At 67.4% G+C, this 17529-nt stretch carries 15 protein-coding genes; 13 read left to right on the forward strand and 2 right to left on the reverse strand.

Features of this window, described 5'->3' with window-relative positions; translation table 11 throughout:
* Positions 1 to 5: 5 nt before the first annotated feature.
* On the reverse strand, positions 6 to 1232 hold the full coding sequence (locus tag A37E_RS0115015; RefSeq protein WP_348550897.1) for a CoA transferase: 1227 nt from the start codon (positions 1230 to 1232) through the stop codon (positions 6 to 8).
* A gap of 263 nt (positions 1233 to 1495) precedes the next feature.
* Here A37E_RS0115015 and A37E_RS0115020 point away from each other — a divergent pair, with 263 nt between their 5' ends.
* The 11 genes from A37E_RS0115020 (at position 1496) to A37E_RS0115070 (ending at position 13879) form a co-directional block, all read left to right on the forward strand.
* Complete coding sequence (locus tag A37E_RS0115020; RefSeq protein ID WP_029557351.1) at positions 1496 to 2374, forward strand: 3-hydroxyacyl-CoA dehydrogenase family protein; 879 nt, start codon at positions 1496 to 1498, stop codon at positions 2372 to 2374.
* Between the two features lie 57 nt (positions 2375 to 2431).
* Positions 2432 to 3118 carry a 3-hydroxyacyl-CoA dehydrogenase family protein gene (locus tag A37E_RS0115025; RefSeq protein WP_051679436.1) on the forward strand — a complete coding sequence of 229 codons (687 nt, stop codon included), beginning with the start codon at positions 2432 to 2434 and terminating at the stop codon, positions 3116 to 3118.
* A complete protein-coding gene (locus A37E_RS0115030) occupies positions 3115 to 4737 on the forward strand; it encodes an AMP-binding protein (protein WP_029557353.1) in 1623 nt (540 codons plus the stop codon). Before A37E_RS0115025 ends, A37E_RS0115030 begins: the two co-directional genes overlap by 4 nt.
* The gene (locus A37E_RS0115035) at positions 4734 to 5498 is read left to right on the forward strand and encodes an SDR family NAD(P)-dependent oxidoreductase (RefSeq protein WP_029557354.1); all 765 of its coding nucleotides are present in this window, start codon (positions 4734 to 4736) and stop codon (positions 5496 to 5498) included. The genes A37E_RS0115030 and A37E_RS0115035 overlap by 4 nt, the downstream gene beginning before the upstream one ends.
* On the forward strand, positions 5495 to 5905 hold the full coding sequence (locus tag A37E_RS0115040; protein ID WP_029557355.1) for an OB-fold domain-containing protein: 411 nt from the start codon (positions 5495 to 5497) through the stop codon (positions 5903 to 5905). The genes A37E_RS0115035 and A37E_RS0115040 overlap by 4 nt, the downstream gene beginning before the upstream one ends.
* Positions 5902 to 7041, forward strand: a complete 1140-nt coding sequence (locus A37E_RS0115045) for a thiolase family protein (protein ID WP_029557356.1) — start codon at positions 5902 to 5904, stop codon at positions 7039 to 7041. Before A37E_RS0115040 ends, A37E_RS0115045 begins: the two co-directional genes overlap by 4 nt.
* 4 nt (positions 7042 to 7045) lie before the next feature.
* Positions 7046 to 7858 carry an SDR family NAD(P)-dependent oxidoreductase gene (locus tag A37E_RS0115050; protein WP_029557357.1) on the forward strand — a complete coding sequence of 271 codons (813 nt, stop codon included), beginning with the start codon at positions 7046 to 7048 and terminating at the stop codon, positions 7856 to 7858.
* 42 nt (positions 7859 to 7900) lie between these two features.
* The gene (locus tag A37E_RS0115055; RefSeq protein WP_051679055.1) at positions 7901 to 9004 is read left to right on the forward strand and encodes a CaiB/BaiF CoA-transferase family protein; all 1104 of its coding nucleotides are present in this window, start codon (positions 7901 to 7903) and stop codon (positions 9002 to 9004) included.
* Between the two features lie 77 nt (positions 9005 to 9081).
* The gene (locus A37E_RS0115060; RefSeq protein ID WP_051679056.1) at positions 9082 to 10308 is read left to right on the forward strand and encodes an ABC transporter substrate-binding protein; all 1227 of its coding nucleotides are present in this window, start codon (positions 9082 to 9084) and stop codon (positions 10306 to 10308) included.
* A 121-nt stretch (positions 10309 to 10429) separates the two neighbouring features.
* Positions 10430 to 12307: an NADH:flavin oxidoreductase gene (locus tag A37E_RS26010; protein WP_081837606.1), complete on the forward strand. Its 1878-nt coding sequence runs from the start codon at positions 10430 to 10432 to the stop codon at positions 12305 to 12307.
* A gap of 402 nt (positions 12308 to 12709) precedes the next feature.
* The gene (locus tag A37E_RS0115070) at positions 12710 to 13879 is read left to right on the forward strand and encodes an ABC transporter substrate-binding protein (RefSeq protein WP_081837607.1); all 1170 of its coding nucleotides are present in this window, start codon (positions 12710 to 12712) and stop codon (positions 13877 to 13879) included.
* A 54-nt stretch (positions 13880 to 13933) separates the two neighbouring features.
* Here the strand turns inward: A37E_RS0115070 and A37E_RS0115075 are convergent, their stop codons facing one another.
* A complete protein-coding gene (locus tag A37E_RS0115075) occupies positions 13934 to 14614 on the reverse strand; it encodes a TetR/AcrR family transcriptional regulator (RefSeq protein ID WP_051679058.1) in 681 nt (226 codons plus the stop codon).
* A gap of 166 nt (positions 14615 to 14780) precedes the next feature.
* Between A37E_RS0115075 and A37E_RS0115080 the strand changes: the two genes are divergently transcribed.
* Positions 14781 to 16337, forward strand: a complete 1557-nt coding sequence (locus tag A37E_RS0115080) for a long-chain fatty acid--CoA ligase (RefSeq protein ID WP_051679059.1) — start codon at positions 14781 to 14783, stop codon at positions 16335 to 16337.
* Entirely contained in the window at positions 16334 to 17497 is a 1164-nt protein-coding gene (locus tag A37E_RS0115085) for a beta-ketoacyl synthase N-terminal-like domain-containing protein (protein ID WP_029557364.1), read from the forward strand. Before A37E_RS0115080 ends, A37E_RS0115085 begins: the two co-directional genes overlap by 4 nt.
* The last annotated feature ends 32 nt before the right edge of the window (positions 17498 to 17529 follow it).

The following is a 17529-nucleotide window of genomic DNA, read 5'->3' on the forward strand; positions in this document are numbered from 1 at the left end:
GGGGGTCAGATCACTCCTTGGCGACTCAGGCGATCGATTTCTGTGGCATCGAGTCCGATCCAGCCGGCGAGCACGTCGCGCGTATCGGCGCCCAGCACCGGCGGGGCGCGGCGTGGCCCGCAGGTGGACCCATCGATGCCGATGCCGAGCCCGACCTGGGGAATGGTGCGGCCGTTGTCCTCCATCCGGTAGAGGAAGCCGCGAGCCTGAAGTTCCGGGTCCTCCACCATCTGGTCGATCCGGTTGATGGGGCCGCAGGGGATGCCGGCGGCATCGAAGAGGTCCAGCCAGTGGGCGCGTGGCTTCGTGAGAAGGCGCGCCTGGATCTGCGCCACGATCTCCGCCCGCGACGCATGGCGGTCGGCGTTGCTCCCGAAACGCGGATAGGCGCCGAAGGCCGGGTCGCCGATCGCCTCCCAGAAGCGGCGCCACAAGCCGTCATTGCCGAGGCCGAGGGTGATCGGATCGTCGGCCGTGTCGAACGCCTGGTAGATGGCGATGACGCTGTCCTTGCCGCCGGAGCGGCGGGGCACCTCGCCGGAGCCGAGATAGGTGACCACACGTGGGGTGAGAAAGCGGCTCATGCTCTCGAACATGGAGACGTCGATGGTGTGGCCCCGTGCGTTCTTCGCGCGGTCGTACAGGGCGGCGAGGGTGCCGATGACGGCATCCATGCCCGAGAGAAGATCGGCTGCAGGGGTGCCCACCTTCTGCGGCGGGCTGTCCGGCTCGCCCGTGAGGTCCATGACCCCGCTGAAGCCCTCCGCCACGATATCGTAGGAGGTCTTGTCGGCCCGCACGCCATCGAGGCCAAAGCCGGTGATGGAGACGAACACGAGGTTCGGGTTGAGGGCGCGCAGCGTCTCCCGGTCCACTTTCAGCTTTTTCTGAACCCGCGGAACGAGGTTGAGCACCACCACGTCGCTGACCGCCACGAGGCGGTGCAGCACCGCGAGGCCCTCCGGCTGGGCATAGTCCAGCGTCACGCTCGCCTTGTTGCGGTTCACGCTCAGGTACCAGAGCGACTCGCCGTCGAGGAAAGGCGGTCCCCACGCCCGGGAGTCGTCGCCGCGCCCCGGTCGCTCGATCTTCGTGATCTCCGCGCCGAGGTCGGCGAGCAGCATGGTGGCATAGGGGGCGGCGATGGAGGTGGTGAGGTCAAGCACTCTGACGCCGGCGAGCAGCGTGCAGGGCGGTGCGTCAGGTGCTGGGGGAAGGCGATGCAGCGGCAGCATGGAGCGTCCGTCATAAAATAATTACTTGTTCAATCATTTTTGACTGAAGGCGCTTGGCGCTGTCAATAGCGGAACACGCGCGCCTGCCTTTGCGAGGCCGGCCCGGTGATGCGCCAGATCACGCATTCGCAAAGGCTACGGCGCACGATAACGCCGATCTGCGAAATGCCCGGTTTGGACGGAAGCCTGCCTTCAGGTCTTGACGAAGATCGGAGGGGCGCGATAAAAACTGAATATAAATTCAAAAAAGGCAGTTGCAGATGGCCTGGGAGTGGAGCGCCGCCGCGGTCGCCGGTGCGGGAACGATGGGCGCCGGCATCGCGATCACCATTGCGCGCTCGGGGCTGAACACCTTCGTGTTCGACGAGAGCCCCGATGCCCTCGACCGCGCAAAGCGGCAGGTGGAGGCGTTTTTCGAAAGCTCGGTGCGCAAGGGCAAGCTCGATGCCGCGGCCGCGGCCGCGGCGACCGCGCGCCTGTCCTACGTCAAGGACGTCTCAGCCCTCGCCGAGGCGGACGTGGTCGTCGAGGCGATCTACGAGGAACTGGCAGCCAAGCAGCGGCTGCTCTCGACCCTGAATGCGGTGTGCCGGGATGACACCCTTTTTCTCACCAACACCTCGACGCTTTCCATCACCGAACTCGCGGCGGGTTCGGGGCGGCCGGATCGGGTGGTCGGAGCGCACTATTGCCTCCCGGCGCAGCTGATGCGGCTGGTGGAGATGTCAACGGCGATCCAGACCTCGGCGGCGAGCTGGGATCAAGCCTGGGCCTTCCAGCGTGCCACCGGCCAGCATCCTGTCGAGACCAAGGACCGGCCGGGCTTCGTGCTCAATTTCTTTTGCGTGCCCTACCACAACGACGTGATCCGCATGGTGGAGGCCGGGGTCGCCGAGCCCGCCGACATCGACAAGGCGGTGAAGGCGGCCATGGGCTTCGCCATGGGGCCGTGCGAGCTGATCGATCTCATCGGGCTGGACACGCAGCTGCGCGCCTCGGAGGCGTTCTTCTCGGTCACCAACAATCCGCGGACGTTCCCCCCTCCGCTGCTGCGCCGGATGGTGGCGGCCGGGCAGCTCGGCCGCAAAACCCGGCGTGGGTTCTTTGATTACGGTTCCGACGCCCTGTTCGGCGCCTAAGACGAGAAAAACCAAGCGCTGGCGCCGGATGGGCAGCCGCGAACGTGGGGAGGTATGATGCCGGACCTGAGCTATTCGATCGCGCGGACAGGCGAAAGTCGCGCATTTCCGGGCGCACACGCTTTCATCGATGGTGCCACTGCCGAAGGTGCGGTGCTTGTGCTGCTCGGCCCCGCGACAGCCGCGCGCTGCAGCGCGCCGGAGCGGACGGCGGTGCTGGTGGAGCTTGGTACGGAATGCCTGGCGGCCTATGAGCGCGAGGAGGATCCGCCGGCGTCGTCGAACCTGGTCGGCTTCGCGCGCTGGCGGCTCGGCGCCAATCCTCCATCGGATCTGATCGAACTGGTGGCCGGCCGCACCACGCGCCCGGATGCGCTCGATGCCGCCCAGGCCGTCTTCGAAGCGGCGGGCTTCACCGTCAGCCGGTGCGCGGACCGCGCCGGCCGCATCGTCGACCGCCTCCTGCGACCGCAGTTCAACCTCGCCCTCACGGCCCTCGACGACGGCCTTGCGACGGCCGAGGACATGGATCTGTGCCTCAAGCTGGGGCTTGGATATCGGCAGGGCCTGCTCGCGCCGCTCCTCGGCTCCGGGCTCGCCGACCACTACGACGTGACGCGGGCGCTGTTCGAGGTGTACGGGCAGGCGCAGTACGCCCCGCCGCGTCTGGCGGTCGTGGCGCGCCAGAAGGCGGACAAGGCTGAACCCTCCCATGCCTCCCTATTGCGGGAGGCCGGGGAATGAGCATCTACGACGACCTGCCCCTGGACCGGGTATGCCATGCGCCGCTCACGCCCCTGCGCTTCCTCGATCGGGCGGAGCAGTATTTCGCCGACCGAACCAGCGTTGTCAGCGGCGAAATCGCGCTGACGTGGCGGGAGACCGCCGCGCGATGCCGGCGGCTGGCCTCGGCGCTGGCGCGACGCGGCGTCGGTCCCGGCGACACGGTGTCGGTACTGGCGCCCAACGGCTTGGCCATCTACGAGGCGCACTTCGGCGTGCCCATGACGGGGGCCGTGCTCAATGCCGTCAACACGCGCCTCGAGCCCGAGACCGTCGCCTACATCCTCGCCCATTGCGAAGCCAAGGTGCTTCTTGTCGATACCGAATTCTCCGAGCTTGCCCGACAGGCCCTCGCCACGCTCGCGCACCCGCCTCTGGTCGTCGACATCGCCGACCCCGGCGGTCCCGGAGGCGCGCGGATCGGCTCGATCGAGTACGAGGACTTGCTGGCGGAGGGCGACCCCGCCTTCCGCTCGGCCCAGCCGTCGAGCGAGCTGCAACCCATCACGCTCGGCTATACGTCCGGCACCACCGGAAAGCCGAAGGGCGTGGTCTATGACCACCGCAATGCCTTCGTCGAATCCCTCGGCAACATGCTCGCCCTCGGCGTCAGCGGGCGTCCCCGGCTGGTCTGGGTGGTCCCCATCTTCCACGCAAACGGCTGGTGCTATCTGTGGCCCATGGCTGGGGTGGGCGCCACCAACATTCTGGTTCGCAAACCCTCCGGCGGCGCGATCCTCGGACTGATCGCCCGCCACGGTGCCACCCATGTCTTCGGCGCGCCGGTCATCGCGCAGATGATCGCCCAGGTTCCGGCGGCGGAACGGCCCGTCCTGTCGCACAAGGTGCGCATGCTCACGGCGGGCGCTCCACCGACCGCGGCGCAGTTCCTCGCTTTGGAGCAGATGGGGATCGATCTCGATCAAGGCTACGGCCTGTCCGAAGTGTGGGGACCAGCCATTTTCCGCGAGCCGCAGGAGGAATGGGCTGCCATGGCGCCTGCCGAGCGGGCGGCATTGAAGGTGCGACAGGGCATTCCCAACCTTGTTCTGGACGGCGCCATCGTGGCCGATCCGCTGACCCTGGAGCCGGTTCCGCGCGATGGCACCACGCTGGGCGAGGTGATGTTCCGCGGCAATGTGGTGATGCGCGGCTATCTCAAAAATCCGGAAGCGACCCGCGAGGCCTTCGCCAGCGGCTACTTCCATTCCGGCGACCTCGCGGTCTGGCACCCGGATGGTTCGATGGAGCTGAAGGACCGGTCCAAGGACATCATCATCTCGGGCGGCGAGAACATCTCGTCCATCGAGATCGAGAATGCCATCTGCGCCCATCCCCATGTGCTCAGCGCTGCCGTTGTCGGGGTTTCGAGCGCGCGGTGGGGCGAAAGTCCGTTCGCATTCGTGGAGATCCGGGACGGTGTGGCGCTCGATGCTGCGGAACTTGAGGCGCACTGCCGGGCGCGGCTCGCCAGCTTCAAGGTTCCCTGCGGCTTCGCGTTCGGGCCGATCCCCAAAACGGCGACGGGAAAGGTTCAGAAATTCCTGCTGAGGCAGCAGGCTCGGGAGAATGCGGCATGAGCGACGCGCGGGAGCTGGCGGGCAAGACGGTTCTTGTCACAGGGGCATCCTCCGGGCTCGGACGGCATTTCGCGCTGATGCTGGCGCGCAAGGGCGCGCGCGTCGCCGCCGCGGCTCGGCGCACCAGCCTCCTCGAGGATCTCGCGCGCGAAGCGGACGTGCTGGGCTGCACCGTCGTGCCGGTCGCCATGGACGTGGCGTCCGTCGATGCCATCAAGGCCGGCGTCGCCGAGGTGGAGGCGTCGCTGGGGCCGATCCATATCCTCGTCAACAATGCGGGCATCGCGGTACAGGCCAAGGCGCTTTCCACCACCGAGGCGGAATTCGATCGGGTGTTCTCCACCAACGTCCGCGGCGCCTTCTTCGTGGCCCAGGTCTGCGGCCAGCGGATGATCGAGCGGGGCATTGCCGGCCGCATCGTCAACATCGCGTCCGTGGCGGGGCTCGTGCCCATGCCGCAACTCGGCGTCTACGGCATGTCCAAGGCGGCGGTGGTGCAGATGACGCGGGCGCTGGCCATCGAATGGGCGCGGCACGGCATCTCCGTCAATGCCATCTGCCCTGGCTATGTCGCCACCGACCTCAATGCCGCGTTCTTCGGTTCCGAGGCTGGGCAGAAGATCACGGCGGCCCTGCCGAAGCGCCGGATCGCGCAGCCGCATGATCTCGACGGAACCCTGCTGCTGCTCGCCTCGCCCGAAGCCGGCGCCGTCATCAACGGCGCCATCATCTCCGTAGACGACGGATACATGCATTCATGACGGCCACGCGCAATCTCAGGGACGACCTGTTCGTCGCCGGCCCGCCGCCGCGCCTTCTCGGCAGCCGCTGCCGCGAGACGGGGGAGCTGTTCTACCCGGTGCAGGTGATGAACCCGGTGACCCATCGGGCCGGGACCATGGAAACCTGCGAGCTGGAGGGGGCCGGGCGGCTCCTCAACTTCACCCGCATCCACCGCGGCATGCCCGGCTACGACTCTCCTCTCGTTCTGGGGATCGTGGAGCTGGACGCGGGCCCGACATTGACGGCCCAGATCACCGACTGGGCCGGAACCGACCTGCACATCGGCCAGCGGCTGGATCTCGTCATCGGCACCATTCGCACCGATCCCGACGGCACGCGAGTTCTCGGACCGAAATTCCGCCCGATCAAGGATGAGAACCTATGAGTGCGGTCCATGTGATTGGCGCCGGGATGACGCAGTTCAAGCCGCATCCCACGGTCGAGGTTCACGAACTGGCGCGGCAGGCCGCCTGGGCGGCCATCGAGAGTTCGGGCGTGCGCCCGGAGGATATCGAGCTCGCCTATGCCGGCCACGCCTATCAGGGGCAGTGTTTCGCCCAGAAGGTGCTGCTGAAGATCGGCATGACCGGCATGCCGGTGGTGAATTGCGAGAACGCCTGCGCGAGCGGTGCATCGGCGGTCTGGGGCGTCGTCAACGCCATCAAGGCCGGTCAGGCGGATATCGGCATTGCCATCGGTGCGGAAAAGCTCGCCTCGGCCAAGGGGGGCTTCACCCCGCTCGTCGCCGATGATCTCGAAAGCAGCATGGGCCGGGTCATGCCCTCCGTCTTCTCCATGATGGCGCGCAAGCACATGGACCGCTATGGCACCACGCTGGATCAGCTGGCCCGCATCGCGGTGAAGAACCGGCGCGGTGGGGTGCGCAATCCCTATTCCCCGTGGCGCGACGAGATCACGGTCGAGGACGTGCTCGCCGCGCCCATGATCGCCGAGCCCTTGACCCGCCTGTCCTGCTGCCCGGTGTCGGATGGCGCCGCCGCGGTCATCCTCGCGTCCGATCGGGTGGCGCGGCGCTACACCGCGCGGCCGGTGGAAGTTCGCGCCGCCATTCTCGCGTCCGGCATCCGCAACGGCGCCGGCATGGCGGACGACCATTCCGAGATGACCATCCGCGCGGCCCGCCGGGCCTATGAGGTCGCCGGGATCGGTCCGGAGGACGTGGACCTGTGCGAGCTGCATGATCCCTTCACCATCGCCGAGCTGGTGCACTACGAGGACCTCGGCTTCTGCGCACCGGGGGAGGGAGGGCGCGGCGTCGACGAAGGATGGTTCGACATCGGCGGGCGCGTCGCGGTGTCGCCCTCGGGCGGCCTGCTCGCCCGCGGTCATCCCCTGGGCGCGACCGGGGTCGCGCAGATCGCGGAAATGTTCTGGCAACTGCGCGGAGAAGCCGGCGAGCGGCAGGTGCCGGGCGCGCGGGTGGGTCTCGCGCACACGGTCGGCGGAGGCGTCACCCAGATCGAGGCGGGCGCCACTTCGGTTCATATTCTGGTGGGATGACGCGATGGAACTCGAACTCGAAGGGAAGGTGGCCCTCGTCACCGGCGGTGGCATGGGAGTCGGGCGCGCCATCTGCAAGCGCCTCGCGGCCGAAGGCGCGCGGGTCGCGGTCAACGACATCCTGCCGGAACGCTGTGCGGCGGTCGCGGCCGAGATCGCCGAGGCCGGCGGCACGGCGCTGGCGGTGCCGTTCGACATCATCGACCTTGACGCTGCCCGTGCGGGCGTGGCCGGGATCGCAGAAGCGCTCGGTCCGGTGGACATTCTCGTCAACAATGCCGGCGTGGTGCCGGAGCGGCGCACCGGAGAGATCGGCATGCCGACCTTCCGGGAGATGGCGCCGCATTTCTGGAAGAAGATCGTCGATCTCAACTATTACGGGGTCATGAACTGCGTGGCCGCCGTGGCGGATTCCATGGTGGAGCGGCGCACCGGCAAGATCGTGTCGATGGTGTCGGACGCTGGCCGTGTCGGCGAACCGCGCATGGCGGTCTATTCGGGGGCGAAGGCCGCCATCATCGGTTTCTCCCGCGCCATCGCCAAGGAGCTGGGGCCGCACGGCATCACGGTCAATGCCGTGTCCCTGTCGGCGGTCGCCCACGAAAATCCCATCGCCGGCTTCCAGAAGCTGACGGCGACGGTGGAGAGCGATGAAACCCTGCGCAAGGTGCTGCGCAACTACCCCATCGGCGAAGGCCTGGGCCGCCTGACCCGGCCGGAGGACGCGGCTGACGCGGTCGCCTTTCTGGCCTCTGCCCGCGCCGCCTACATCACCGGTCAGGTGCTGGGGGTGAATGGCGGCTTCGTCATGGTCTGAGCCGCGCGCGGCAACGCACGGCGAATGAGGAGGATCTCCAGGATGGATGCTCGCGAGGGGCAGGAGGCGTCGCGCCCGGAGGGGGGAGCTTTGCCCCTGCGTGGACTGAAGGTGGTCGATTTCTCGACCCTTCTGCCCGGCCCGTTCGCCACGCTGATGCTGGCAGAGGCCGGCGCGGACGTGGTCAAGATCGAGCGTCCGGGCAAGGGCGACGAGATGCGCGGCTACGAGCCGCGCGTCGGGCCGGACGGCGCCATATTCGCGCTGCTCAATCGCGGCAAGGCCAGCGTGGCGATGGACCTGAAGTCCCCGGACGGCCTTACGCAGGCAAAGGAGCTTGCGCGCGGCGCGGACATCCTCGTCGAGCAGTTCCGCCCTGGCGTCATGGCGCGGCTCGGCCTCTCCTACGAAGCGCTTTCGGCGGAAAATCCGCGTCTCATCTACTGCTCCATCACGGGCTACGGACAGGATGGGCCGAAGGCGTATGTCGCCGCGCACGACATGAACTACGGCGCCGACGCAGGGCTCCTCTCGCTGGTGTCCGACAGCGACGGCACCCCGTCGCTTCTGCCGATCCCGCTGGCCGATATCGGCGGGGGAACCTATCCCGCCATCATCAACATTCTGATGGCCGTGATCGAACGCAGCCGGACCGGGCGCGGGCGCCATCTCGACATCGCGATGACGGACAATCTGTTCCCGTTCCTCTACTGGGCGCTCGCCGGCGCCGTGGCTGGCCGATGGCCGTCGCCCAATGGCGAACTCATCACCGGCGGCTCGCCCCGCTATGCCATCTATCGAACCGCTGATGGCCGGCACCTGGCGGCGGCTCCCCTGGAGGATCAGTTCTGGCGGACCTTCTGCGCGGTGCTCGGCCTGAGCGAGAACGCGAGCAAGGCCGACGTGGCGACGGCCGTGGCGGCGCGCCTCTCGGGCGACCTCATGGCCGCATTCGCCGGCAAGGACGCCTGCGTGTCGCTCGTCGCCTCCATCGAGGAAGCCATGTCGGACCCCCATGTCGCCGCCCGCGACCTCTTTCGCCGCCGCATTGCGAGCAAGGCCGGAACGATCGCCGCGTTGCCGCTGCCGCTCGTGGAAGCCTACCGCGATCCTGAAGAGACGAAGCCGTTTCCCGATCTCGGGTGACGGCGCAAAGGGTTGAAGGGCGCGCAGTCGCCCGTGCCCGAGAAAAACGAAAAGAAAACAACGGTGGAGGAAACGCCATGTCCAGGAGCAAGCATCCCATAGGATTCACGCTGTTGACCCTCGGCGCGCTTATCGCCTGGGCCGACATCGCCCAGGCACAGGTCTCCGACGATATCGTCAAGATCGGGGTGCTCGACGGTCTTTCAGGCCCTTATGCCGACCTGCAGGGCCCGGGGGACGTGGTGGCCGCCCGGATGGCGGTGGAGGATTTCGGCGGCAAGGTGCTCGGCAAGCCGGTGGAAGTGGTTGCCGGTGATCTCCAGCACAAGGTGGACGTCGGCAGCACCATCGCGCGTCGCTGGTACGATCAGGAGAAGGTGGACGCCATCTTCGGCCTCGGCGATTCCGCCGTCGCTCTGGCGGTTCAGGACATCACCCGCGAGAAGGATCGGATCAACATCGTCATCGCGGCGGGGACCCCGGCGCTGACGGGCAAGAACTGTTCGCCGAACGGCATCCACTGGACTTACGACAATTACGCCATTCCGCGCGCCACGGCTCTGGCGACCCTGAAGGATGGCGGGAACACCTGGTTCTTCATCACTGCGGACTACGCCTTTGGCCAGTCGCTTGAGGAGAGCACGCGCCGGGTGGTGGAGGGCAGCGGCGGAAAGGTCGTGGGGGGCGTCCGCGCGCCCATCAATACTACGGACTTCTCATCCTTCATCCTTCAGGCGCAGGCATCGGGCGCGAAGGTGATCGGCCTTGCCAATGCCGGCGCCGATATGACCAACACGATGAAGCAGCTTGTGGAATTCGGTGTCGCGGCGAATCGGCAGCGGCCCGTCGGTCTGCTGGTGACCCTCACCGATGTGCACAGCCTCGGCCTCAAGGCCGCCCAGGGGCTGACCTTCACCGAGGCCTTCTACTGGGACCAGACGCCGGAGACGCGGGCCTTTTCCAAACGTTTCCAGGCCATTCACGGCAAGCCTCCAACCATGATGCAGGCGAGCATGTACGGCGCCGTCATGCACTATCTCAAGGCGGTCCAGGCGGCCGGAACGGACAGTGCAAAGCCAGTGATGGCAAAGATGAAGGCCACGCCCATCAATGATTTCATGACGAAGAACGGCGAAGTGCGGGCGGATGGGCGCGTCATCCGGGATCTTTATCTGTTCCGCGTGAAGAAGCCGGAGGATTCGAAGGGCGAATGGGACCTGCTGGAGCAGGTCGCGACCATTCCCGGCAAGGATGCGTTTCGTCCGATGAGCGAGGGGGGCTGCCCCCTGGTCTCTGGCCAGTGAGGATCTGAACGGCGGGGTGCGGCCCATCCACCAGTGCTTCAAACCGGTGGCGGCGCGCCGCCGGTCCTGTTCCGACGCCGGCGACCGACGCCGCCGGCGGTCTTCAGCGAGTCCTTTTCCGATGCCAGCCCACGCCAGCTTTCCCCATCTCTTCACACCGCTCCAGCTCAGGGCGAAAACGGCGCGCAACCGGTTGATCGTACCGGCCATGGCGACCCATTTCGCCGAGCCCGACGGTTCAGCGGGCGAGCGCCTTGCCGCCTATCTGGAGGCCCGCGCCGAGGGCGGCTTCGGGATCGTGGTGACGGAGAATATCGGTGTGCACCCGGGAGGGCGGGTGATGGCCCGGATGCTCATGGCGGAGGATGAGTCCCGGATCGCGGGTCTCGCGCGCCTCGCCACGGCGATCCGCGGCCACGGGACCCTCGCCATCGGGCAGATCAACCACGGCGGCCGGCAAACCTCCAGCCGTCTGACCGGGCAGGAGCTTGTCGCCCCCTCGGCAATCGCATGCCCGCTGATGCGTGAAATGCCCCGCGCTCTGTCGGCGGACGAGATCCCCGCGTTGCAGGAGGCCTATGTGGCGGCGGCGGAGAGGCTGGGGAAGGCGGGATTTGACGGCGTTGAGATCCACGCCGCCCATGGCTATCTGGCCGCCTCTTTCCTTTCCGCCTATTCGAACCGGCGCGAGGATGCCTATGGCGGCTCACCGGAGAACCGCCTGCGCTTCCTCGCGGGCATCGTCGGGGGCATTCGGGCCCGTTGCAGTCCCGACTTTCTTCTCTTCGTGCGCATGAGCGTGGAGGAATTCGTCCCGGATGGACTCGTTCCGGAGGACGTCGTGGCGATCTCCCGGCAGCTGGAGGCGCTGGGGTGCGACGTGATCTCCCTGTCCGTGGGCGTCTATGAATCCTACAACCAACTGACCATGTTGTCCGGCGAGCCGGAAGGCCCCTGGCTGGACCGCGCCGGCGTGGTGCGGCGGGCCATCGGCATTCCGGTGGTGGGGGTCGGTCGCATCAAGCGCCCGGAACGCGCCGAAGCGGCGCTGGCGGAAGGCAAGATCGACCTCGCGGCGATCGGGCGTGGATCGATCACCGACCCGGATTTTCCGAACCGTTTGTACCGAGGCGCGGGGCCGGCGGCGGTTGCCTGCATGTCGTGCAATCTCTGCCTCGGCCGCAGCGCACGACCGGAGATGATCTGCCCCGTCAATCCCTTCGTCGGCCGCGAGCGGGATCTGGCTCCGCCCGCCCAGAAACAGAGCATGCGGCTGCTGGTGCAGGGCGCCGGCTTCGCGGCCCTCACGGCCGCCTGGCTCGCGGCGCGCCGGGGCCTCGATGTCACTCTGGCCCATGGCGCGCAGCCGCTCGGAGGCATGCAGGCGTGGCGCAGCCGGGTGCCGGGTCAGGCGGAATATGCCGTCGCCGTGCGTGCGGTCGTGGAACGCGCCCGCGCCGGGGGCGTGGACATCCGGCCCGGCAGCGTGGCCCCCGCAGGTTTCGACCTGATCTGGCGCGAGCGCCGCCTTGAGCCGGCTCGCATCGATGCGGCATCGGCGTCAAAGACGGTTGTGACCGCCTACGCCGTGCTTGCCGACACAGCGGGCTCGATCAAGGGCCGCGTGCTGGTTGCCGGGGATGACCTTGCCGCCGTGGATGCGGCCCTGCTCTTGGCGGATCGAGGCCTCGCCGTCACGCTCCGCACTCCTGCGCGGGACATCGGGTTTGACGCTCATCCGGGCTTTCGCGTTCTCAACCGCCGACTGCTGCTGGAGCGCGGGGCGCAGATTGAGGTGTCGGTCGCTGATCCCTTCGATCACGTGCAGAACTTCGATGCTGTCGTTGTCGGCAGGCTCGACGCTGCATCTTCGGCCGATCCCCAGCTCTGGCACACCGACTGGGGAAATCCGGCCGATGCCCAGATCGACGATTGCTACGAACCGGGCGCCCTGGCTCAAGCCGTCTATCGGGCCGTAGAGCTGACGCAATCCTTTTGACATCCGTCGGTTTGCGACGGTGAGCTCTAGATCATAGGGCGGCAGAATGCGGTAGGGCCGGCCGTTCTCCCCCTCCCGTGAAGCCAAATTCGGCCAGCGGCCGATCTCAGGTTCAAGCGCCCTGACGTGATCGGCGGGAGCGCCATCGGCTCGCACCGCACCCTCCGCCGGTGTCCAGCCGAAGCGCGCCCCTTGGACAGGAAACCAGCGCCAGCGAGATCGACACTGCGACGTGCCGGCCGGACCGCACCGAGCTCCGGCCGGTTTGCGTTCGGGGGCACTTCCCCCTTGCGGTGCGCAGTTTGATCCGATACCCCTACTAAAAAGATATAAAACTTACTCACGAGTTTTGCAGTCGCCTTGAACTGCGGAACCGATGAGTTTTGATGGGGAGGAGCGGGTATGGTTCGGACGGGATCAGGAGGAGGCGCGCTGCTCGCGGGCGCCGCCATGGCGCTGTTGCTCGCGCCCGTTGGCGCCGCGCGGGCCCAGACGCCGGTCAAGATCGGTGTGGTGGAAGGCCTGAGCGGACCGCCGGCCATCGTCGACTTCGGCGAAAGCTACCTGCAAGGCGTCAAGCTGGCGCTGGAAGACTACAAGGCGAAGGGGGGCAAGACGCCCATCGAGCTTGTGGTCTATGACGACGAGGCCAATCCCCAACGCGCCGTTTCGGTGGTCCAGCGCCTGATCCAGAACGATGGCGTCGCCGGCGTCATCGGCACGGTGTCGAGCGGCAATGTCATGGCCTTTGCCCCCGTGCTCCAGCGCGCCGGCGTGCCGCTCATCGCCGGGCCGTCAGCCGCGACCGACATCACCACCAAGTTCATCGACCAGAAGCCGAGCTTCATCTTCCGCTGCTCGATGATCGAAAAGTACCAGATCGACGCGATCCTCGATTGGGCGGTGAAAAACTACAAGAAGATCGGCCTGCTGCACTCGACCACAGGCTACGGCAACTTCGCCGCACAGGAGGCGACCGCCGGCCTGAAGGCACGCGGCGTGGAGCTTGCGGCAGTCGAGGCGGCAGCGCCCGGCGTCAACGACCTGACGCCACAGATGATCAAGATGCGCGATGCCGGCGTCGATCTCATCCTGCACTTTCACGAGTCGTTCGAGCTGCCCTATCGGCCCCTGCCACGGCTCGACTATAAGCCGACCTTCGCCGGCAACTGGGGCCTCTCCTCGCTGAAGGTGAAGGATATCGTCGGCGTCGAAGCGATCCAGGGCACCGCCATGGGCCAGGCTCTCGACCTCTCCGATCCCAAGGCGCAGGCCTTCAACAAGCGCATGACCGAGAAATACGGCAAGGACTATCGCTGGCCGGTGGTCGCCGCGCTCGGCTATGACGCGGGCCAGATCATGTTCGCCGCCGTGGACAAGGTCGGCAAGTCGGACCCGGCGAAGCTGCGGGATGCCATCGAGAACATCGACGGCGTCCAGGCGGTCTCCGCCACGCCGGCGAAGCCGTTCGGGCCGAACGATCACGAATGCCTCGGCCAGGGCGACATCTTCCTCGGTATCTGGAAGGGCGACACGGTGGTGCCCGCGCCGAAGGTGATGCCCCAGAAGTAGCCGCGCCTTTCGGCCGCCGGGTCGATCACGGTCCGGCGGCGCGAGGGGAGGGGATCAGGCCTGTGACTTCGACCTCTTGCGCGGGGGCTTCGGCGACGCCGGGGCCGCAAGGCCGGAGATCAGGAGCGCCGCGAAGCTCTCCATGATCTCCTCCGGCGTGTTGGGGCCGGAGTCCCGGTACCAAGCTGGAATCCAGTTGACCACGCCGAGGGCGAACAGGCTCGCGAGCTTCGGGTCGCAGGGGCCGATGGAGCCGTCGCCGACGCCAAGGGCGATCAGTTCCTTCGTGGCGGCGCTGATGCGCTTTCGGCGCGCCACCACGTTCGCGCGATCTTCAGGTGCCAGCGAATCCACGTCGGTGAGCACCGGGCAGTTTCCAAGGTCGCCGAAGATGCCTTCCATGTAGCGACGCAGGTAGATGATCAGCTTTTCGAGGCCCGTCCCGTCATGGGCCGCGGCGAGGGCGAGGCCCGCCTCGCCATTGTCCATTGCCACCTGGTGGCAGGCGTAGAGCAGCTCCTGCTTGCTCTTGAAATACTGGTAGAGCGTCGGCTTCGACACGCCGAGAACCGACGCCACATCATCCATGGACGTGTTGGCGAAGCCGCGGCGGTTGAAGGCGGATGCCGCCACCCTCAGCACCGCCTCGCGCTTGCGGCGGCGCTGCTCGTCTCTGTCGAAGGCCGCACGCCCCGGCGCGGGAGCGCGGGTCGCCGCGCTGGGAGTGTCACTCATGAACTGGCAGGTCCTGCTTTCGGCGATAACGAGGAGCGGCTTCCCGGAGAACGCATCCGGCGCGCCGACCTCCGAACAAATACTGTGTCGCATGCTTGCATAAAACTCGCAAAACAGCTAGCCTGACTCATCAGTAAATATAACTACTAAATGGTAGGGAGGGCCGATGAGCATCGCCACGCTCATCCTGCAGACCGCGCGACGCCTGCCGGACAAACCCGCGATCACCGACGCCGACGGTACCCTTACCTACGCAGCCTTCGCCGAGCGGTCGGCCCGGATCGCCGGCGGTTTGCGCGCGATGGATCTCAAGCCGGGCGCGCGTGTCGTGCTGTTCATGGAGAACACCGGCGCTTTCTTCGAATGCCTCCTCGGCTGCTGGATCGCCGGCCTTTGCGCCGTGCCGGTCAACGCCAAGCTGCATCCGCGCGAGGTGATCGGCATCGCGGCAGATGCGGAGGCCGAAGCGCTCTTCACCACGCCCGGCCTGTCCGAGGCCCTCGCGGCCGAGATCGATGCCCTCGCCCAGCTCGCGGTCATAACGACCGGCTCCGAGGCCTATGCGCGCCTTGTCGCCGCCGAGCCCATCGCCTGCGAGGATGCGGCGCCGGAAGAACGCGCCTGGCTGTTCTACACCTCCGGCACCACCGGCAAGCCCAAGGGCGCGATGCTCAGCCATCGCAACCTCCTGGCCATGTCGCTCGCCTACTATGCCGATGTCGATTCCATCGACACCGATGACACCCACATCGCATGCGCGCCGGTCTCCCACGGCGCAGGTCTCTACGCCTTGCCCTTCCTGATGAAGGGCGCGCATCAGGTGGTGCTGTCGGGCTTCGATGTGGAGGAGGTGCTGGAGGCCATCGCGCGCTACAGCAAGGTCGCGCTTTTCGCAGCCCCCACCATGCTCACGCGCATGGTGAACCATCCGGCGACGCTCTGCGCGGATCTGTCCAACCTGAAGACCATCTACTATGGCGGCGCGCCCATGTACGTCGCCGACCTGAAGCAGGCCCTGCGCGTCATCGGCCCGAAGCTGTGCCAGATCTTCGGCCAGGGCGAATCCCCCATGACCATCACCTTGCTGCCGAAGGCGCTGCATGTGCGCGCCGATGGTGCCCCGGCCGATGACGCCGTACTGGGCTCCTGCGGCTTCCCGCGCTCCGGGCAGGAGGTGCGGGTGGTCGACGAGAACGGGCATGATCTCCCGCCCGGCGAGGTGGGCGAGGTCATCACCCGCAGCGACTGCGTGATGGAAGGCTACTGGAACAACCCCGCCGGCACGGCGGCCGCCCTGCGCGACGGCTGGCTCTACACCGGCGATGTCGGCAGTCTCGACGCGCGCGGCTACCTCACGCTGCGCGACCGCTCCAAGGACCTCATCATCTCCGGCGGCAGCAACATCTATCCCCGCGAAGTGGAGGAGGTGCTGCTGCGCCATGAAGGCGTGCTGGAGGTGTCCGTCATCGGCGCGCCGCATCCCGACTGGGGCGAGGAGGTGGTGGCGTTCGTCGCCGTCCGCCCGGGGGCGGAGGTCGATGCCGCGGAGCTTGACCAGCTCTGCCTCGACAACATCGCCCGCTTCAAGCGACCCAAGCGCTACCGCTTCGAGGCGACGCTGCCGAAGAACAACTACGGCAAGATCCTCAAGACGGAGCTGCGCCACCGGCTTGCCGAGGCCGATGCCGCAGCGGGTGTCCAGGACCAGGGAGCCACCTCATGAGGCCGGTCTTCGTCGCCGGCATCGGCTCCTCGGCCTTCGGCCGTCATCCGGAAACGTCCATCGAGGCCCTCGCCATCCGCGCGGCGGACGCGGCGATCCGCGAATCCGGGCTCGATCGTGGCGACGTCGGAGCCCTCTATCTCGGCAATTTCGTCGCGGGGCCGCTGCTCGGGCAGGAGGTACTGGCGGGGCTGGTGGCGGACGGGCTCGGCCTGCCGCAGATTCCCTGCACCAAGGTGGAGGGTGCCTGCGCCTCCGGCGGCATCGCCTTCCGCCACGCCTATCTCGCGGTGGCGACCGGCATGTGCGACATGGCGCTCGCCGTGGGCGCGGAGAAGATGACCCATGCCGACACGGCGGCCGTCACCTCGGCGCTCAACTGCGCCATGGATTTCCGCAGCGATGGCGTAAGCGGCCTCACGTTCCCCGGCCTGTTCGGCCTCGCCTGGCGCCTCTATGAGCAGCGTTACGGCGCGACGCGGGACGACATCTCTGCCGTCGTGCGCAAGAACAAGGGCAACGGCCTGCGGAACCCGCTCGCCCAGATGGGCGCGGAGCTCTCGGTCCAGGAGATCGGCAACGCCCGCCTCATCTGCGATCCGTTGCGACTTTACGATTGCTGCCCGGCCAGCGACGGCGCGGCTGCCGTGCTGCTCGTCGCCGGCGATCGCCTGCGCGATGTGATCCCGCAGCCGGTGCAAGTGCTGGCGTCGGCACAGGCGCGGGGCAGCGCACGCATCGCCGGCCATCCGGACCTCTGCACCTTCGAGGCAACCGTTGCTGCCGCACAGGCGGCCTATGCGCAGGCCGGCATCACCGCCGACGAGGTGAGCTGCGTGGAGCTGCACGATTGCTTCTCCATCGCGGAGATCATCGATGCCGAGGATCTCGGCCTGATGCCGCGTGGAGCGGGGGCCGCCTATGCCGCCGAGGGCCGCACCGCCGTCGACGGCGACAGGCCCATCAATGCCAGCGGCGGGTTGCTGGCCAAGGGCCATCCGGTGGGTGCGACCGGCCTCGGCCAGATCTATGAGAGCGTGCTCCAGCTGCGCGGGGCGCACCCCAACCAGGTGAAGGGGGCGAAGGTGGCCCTCACCCACAATCTCGGCGGCACGGGCGTCGCCTGCACCGTCAATATCCTGCGCGCCACCGACGCCTGAGCGCGCCCCCCGCAACAGCATCGGAACATCCC

The organism is Xanthobacter sp. 91 (assembly GCF_000702385.1).
GTDB lineage: Bacteria > Pseudomonadota > Alphaproteobacteria > Rhizobiales > Xanthobacteraceae > Xanthobacter > Xanthobacter aminoxidans.

What these genes read in the sequence shown, in the direction of transcription:
- A37E_RS0115020 (WP_029557351.1), top strand. Translation starts at nt 1,496, where the DNA reads ATGGCCTGGGAGTGGAGCGCCGCCGCGGTCGCCGGTGCGGGAACGATG.
- A37E_RS0115025 (WP_051679436.1), top strand. Translation starts at nt 2,432, where the DNA reads ATGCCGGACCTGAGCTATTCGATCGCGCGGACAGGCGAAAGTCGCGCA.
- A37E_RS0115030 (WP_029557353.1), top strand. Translation starts at nt 3,115, where the DNA reads ATGAGCATCTACGACGACCTGCCCCTGGACCGGGTATGCCATGCGCCG.
- A37E_RS0115035 (WP_029557354.1), top strand. Translation starts at nt 4,734, where the DNA reads ATGAGCGACGCGCGGGAGCTGGCGGGCAAGACGGTTCTTGTCACAGGG.
- A37E_RS0115040 (WP_029557355.1), top strand. Translation starts at nt 5,495, where the DNA reads ATGACGGCCACGCGCAATCTCAGGGACGACCTGTTCGTCGCCGGCCCG.
- A37E_RS0115045 (WP_029557356.1), top strand. Translation starts at nt 5,902, where the DNA reads ATGAGTGCGGTCCATGTGATTGGCGCCGGGATGACGCAGTTCAAGCCG.
- A37E_RS0115050 (WP_029557357.1), top strand. Translation starts at nt 7,046, where the DNA reads ATGGAACTCGAACTCGAAGGGAAGGTGGCCCTCGTCACCGGCGGTGGC.
- A37E_RS0115055 (WP_051679055.1), top strand. Translation starts at nt 7,901, where the DNA reads ATGGATGCTCGCGAGGGGCAGGAGGCGTCGCGCCCGGAGGGGGGAGCT.
- A37E_RS0115060 (WP_051679056.1), top strand. Translation starts at nt 9,082, where the DNA reads ATGTCCAGGAGCAAGCATCCCATAGGATTCACGCTGTTGACCCTCGGC.
- A37E_RS26010 (WP_081837606.1), top strand. Translation starts at nt 10,430, where the DNA reads ATGCCAGCCCACGCCAGCTTTCCCCATCTCTTCACACCGCTCCAGCTC.
- A37E_RS0115070 (WP_081837607.1), top strand. Translation starts at nt 12,710, where the DNA reads ATGGTTCGGACGGGATCAGGAGGAGGCGCGCTGCTCGCGGGCGCCGCC.
- A37E_RS0115075 (WP_051679058.1), bottom strand. Translation starts at nt 14,614, where the DNA reads ATGAGTGACACTCCCAGCGCGGCGACCCGCGCTCCCGCGCCGGGGCGT.
- A37E_RS0115080 (WP_051679059.1), top strand. Translation starts at nt 14,781, where the DNA reads ATGAGCATCGCCACGCTCATCCTGCAGACCGCGCGACGCCTGCCGGAC.
- A37E_RS0115085 (WP_029557364.1), top strand. Translation starts at nt 16,334, where the DNA reads ATGAGGCCGGTCTTCGTCGCCGGCATCGGCTCCTCGGCCTTCGGCCGT.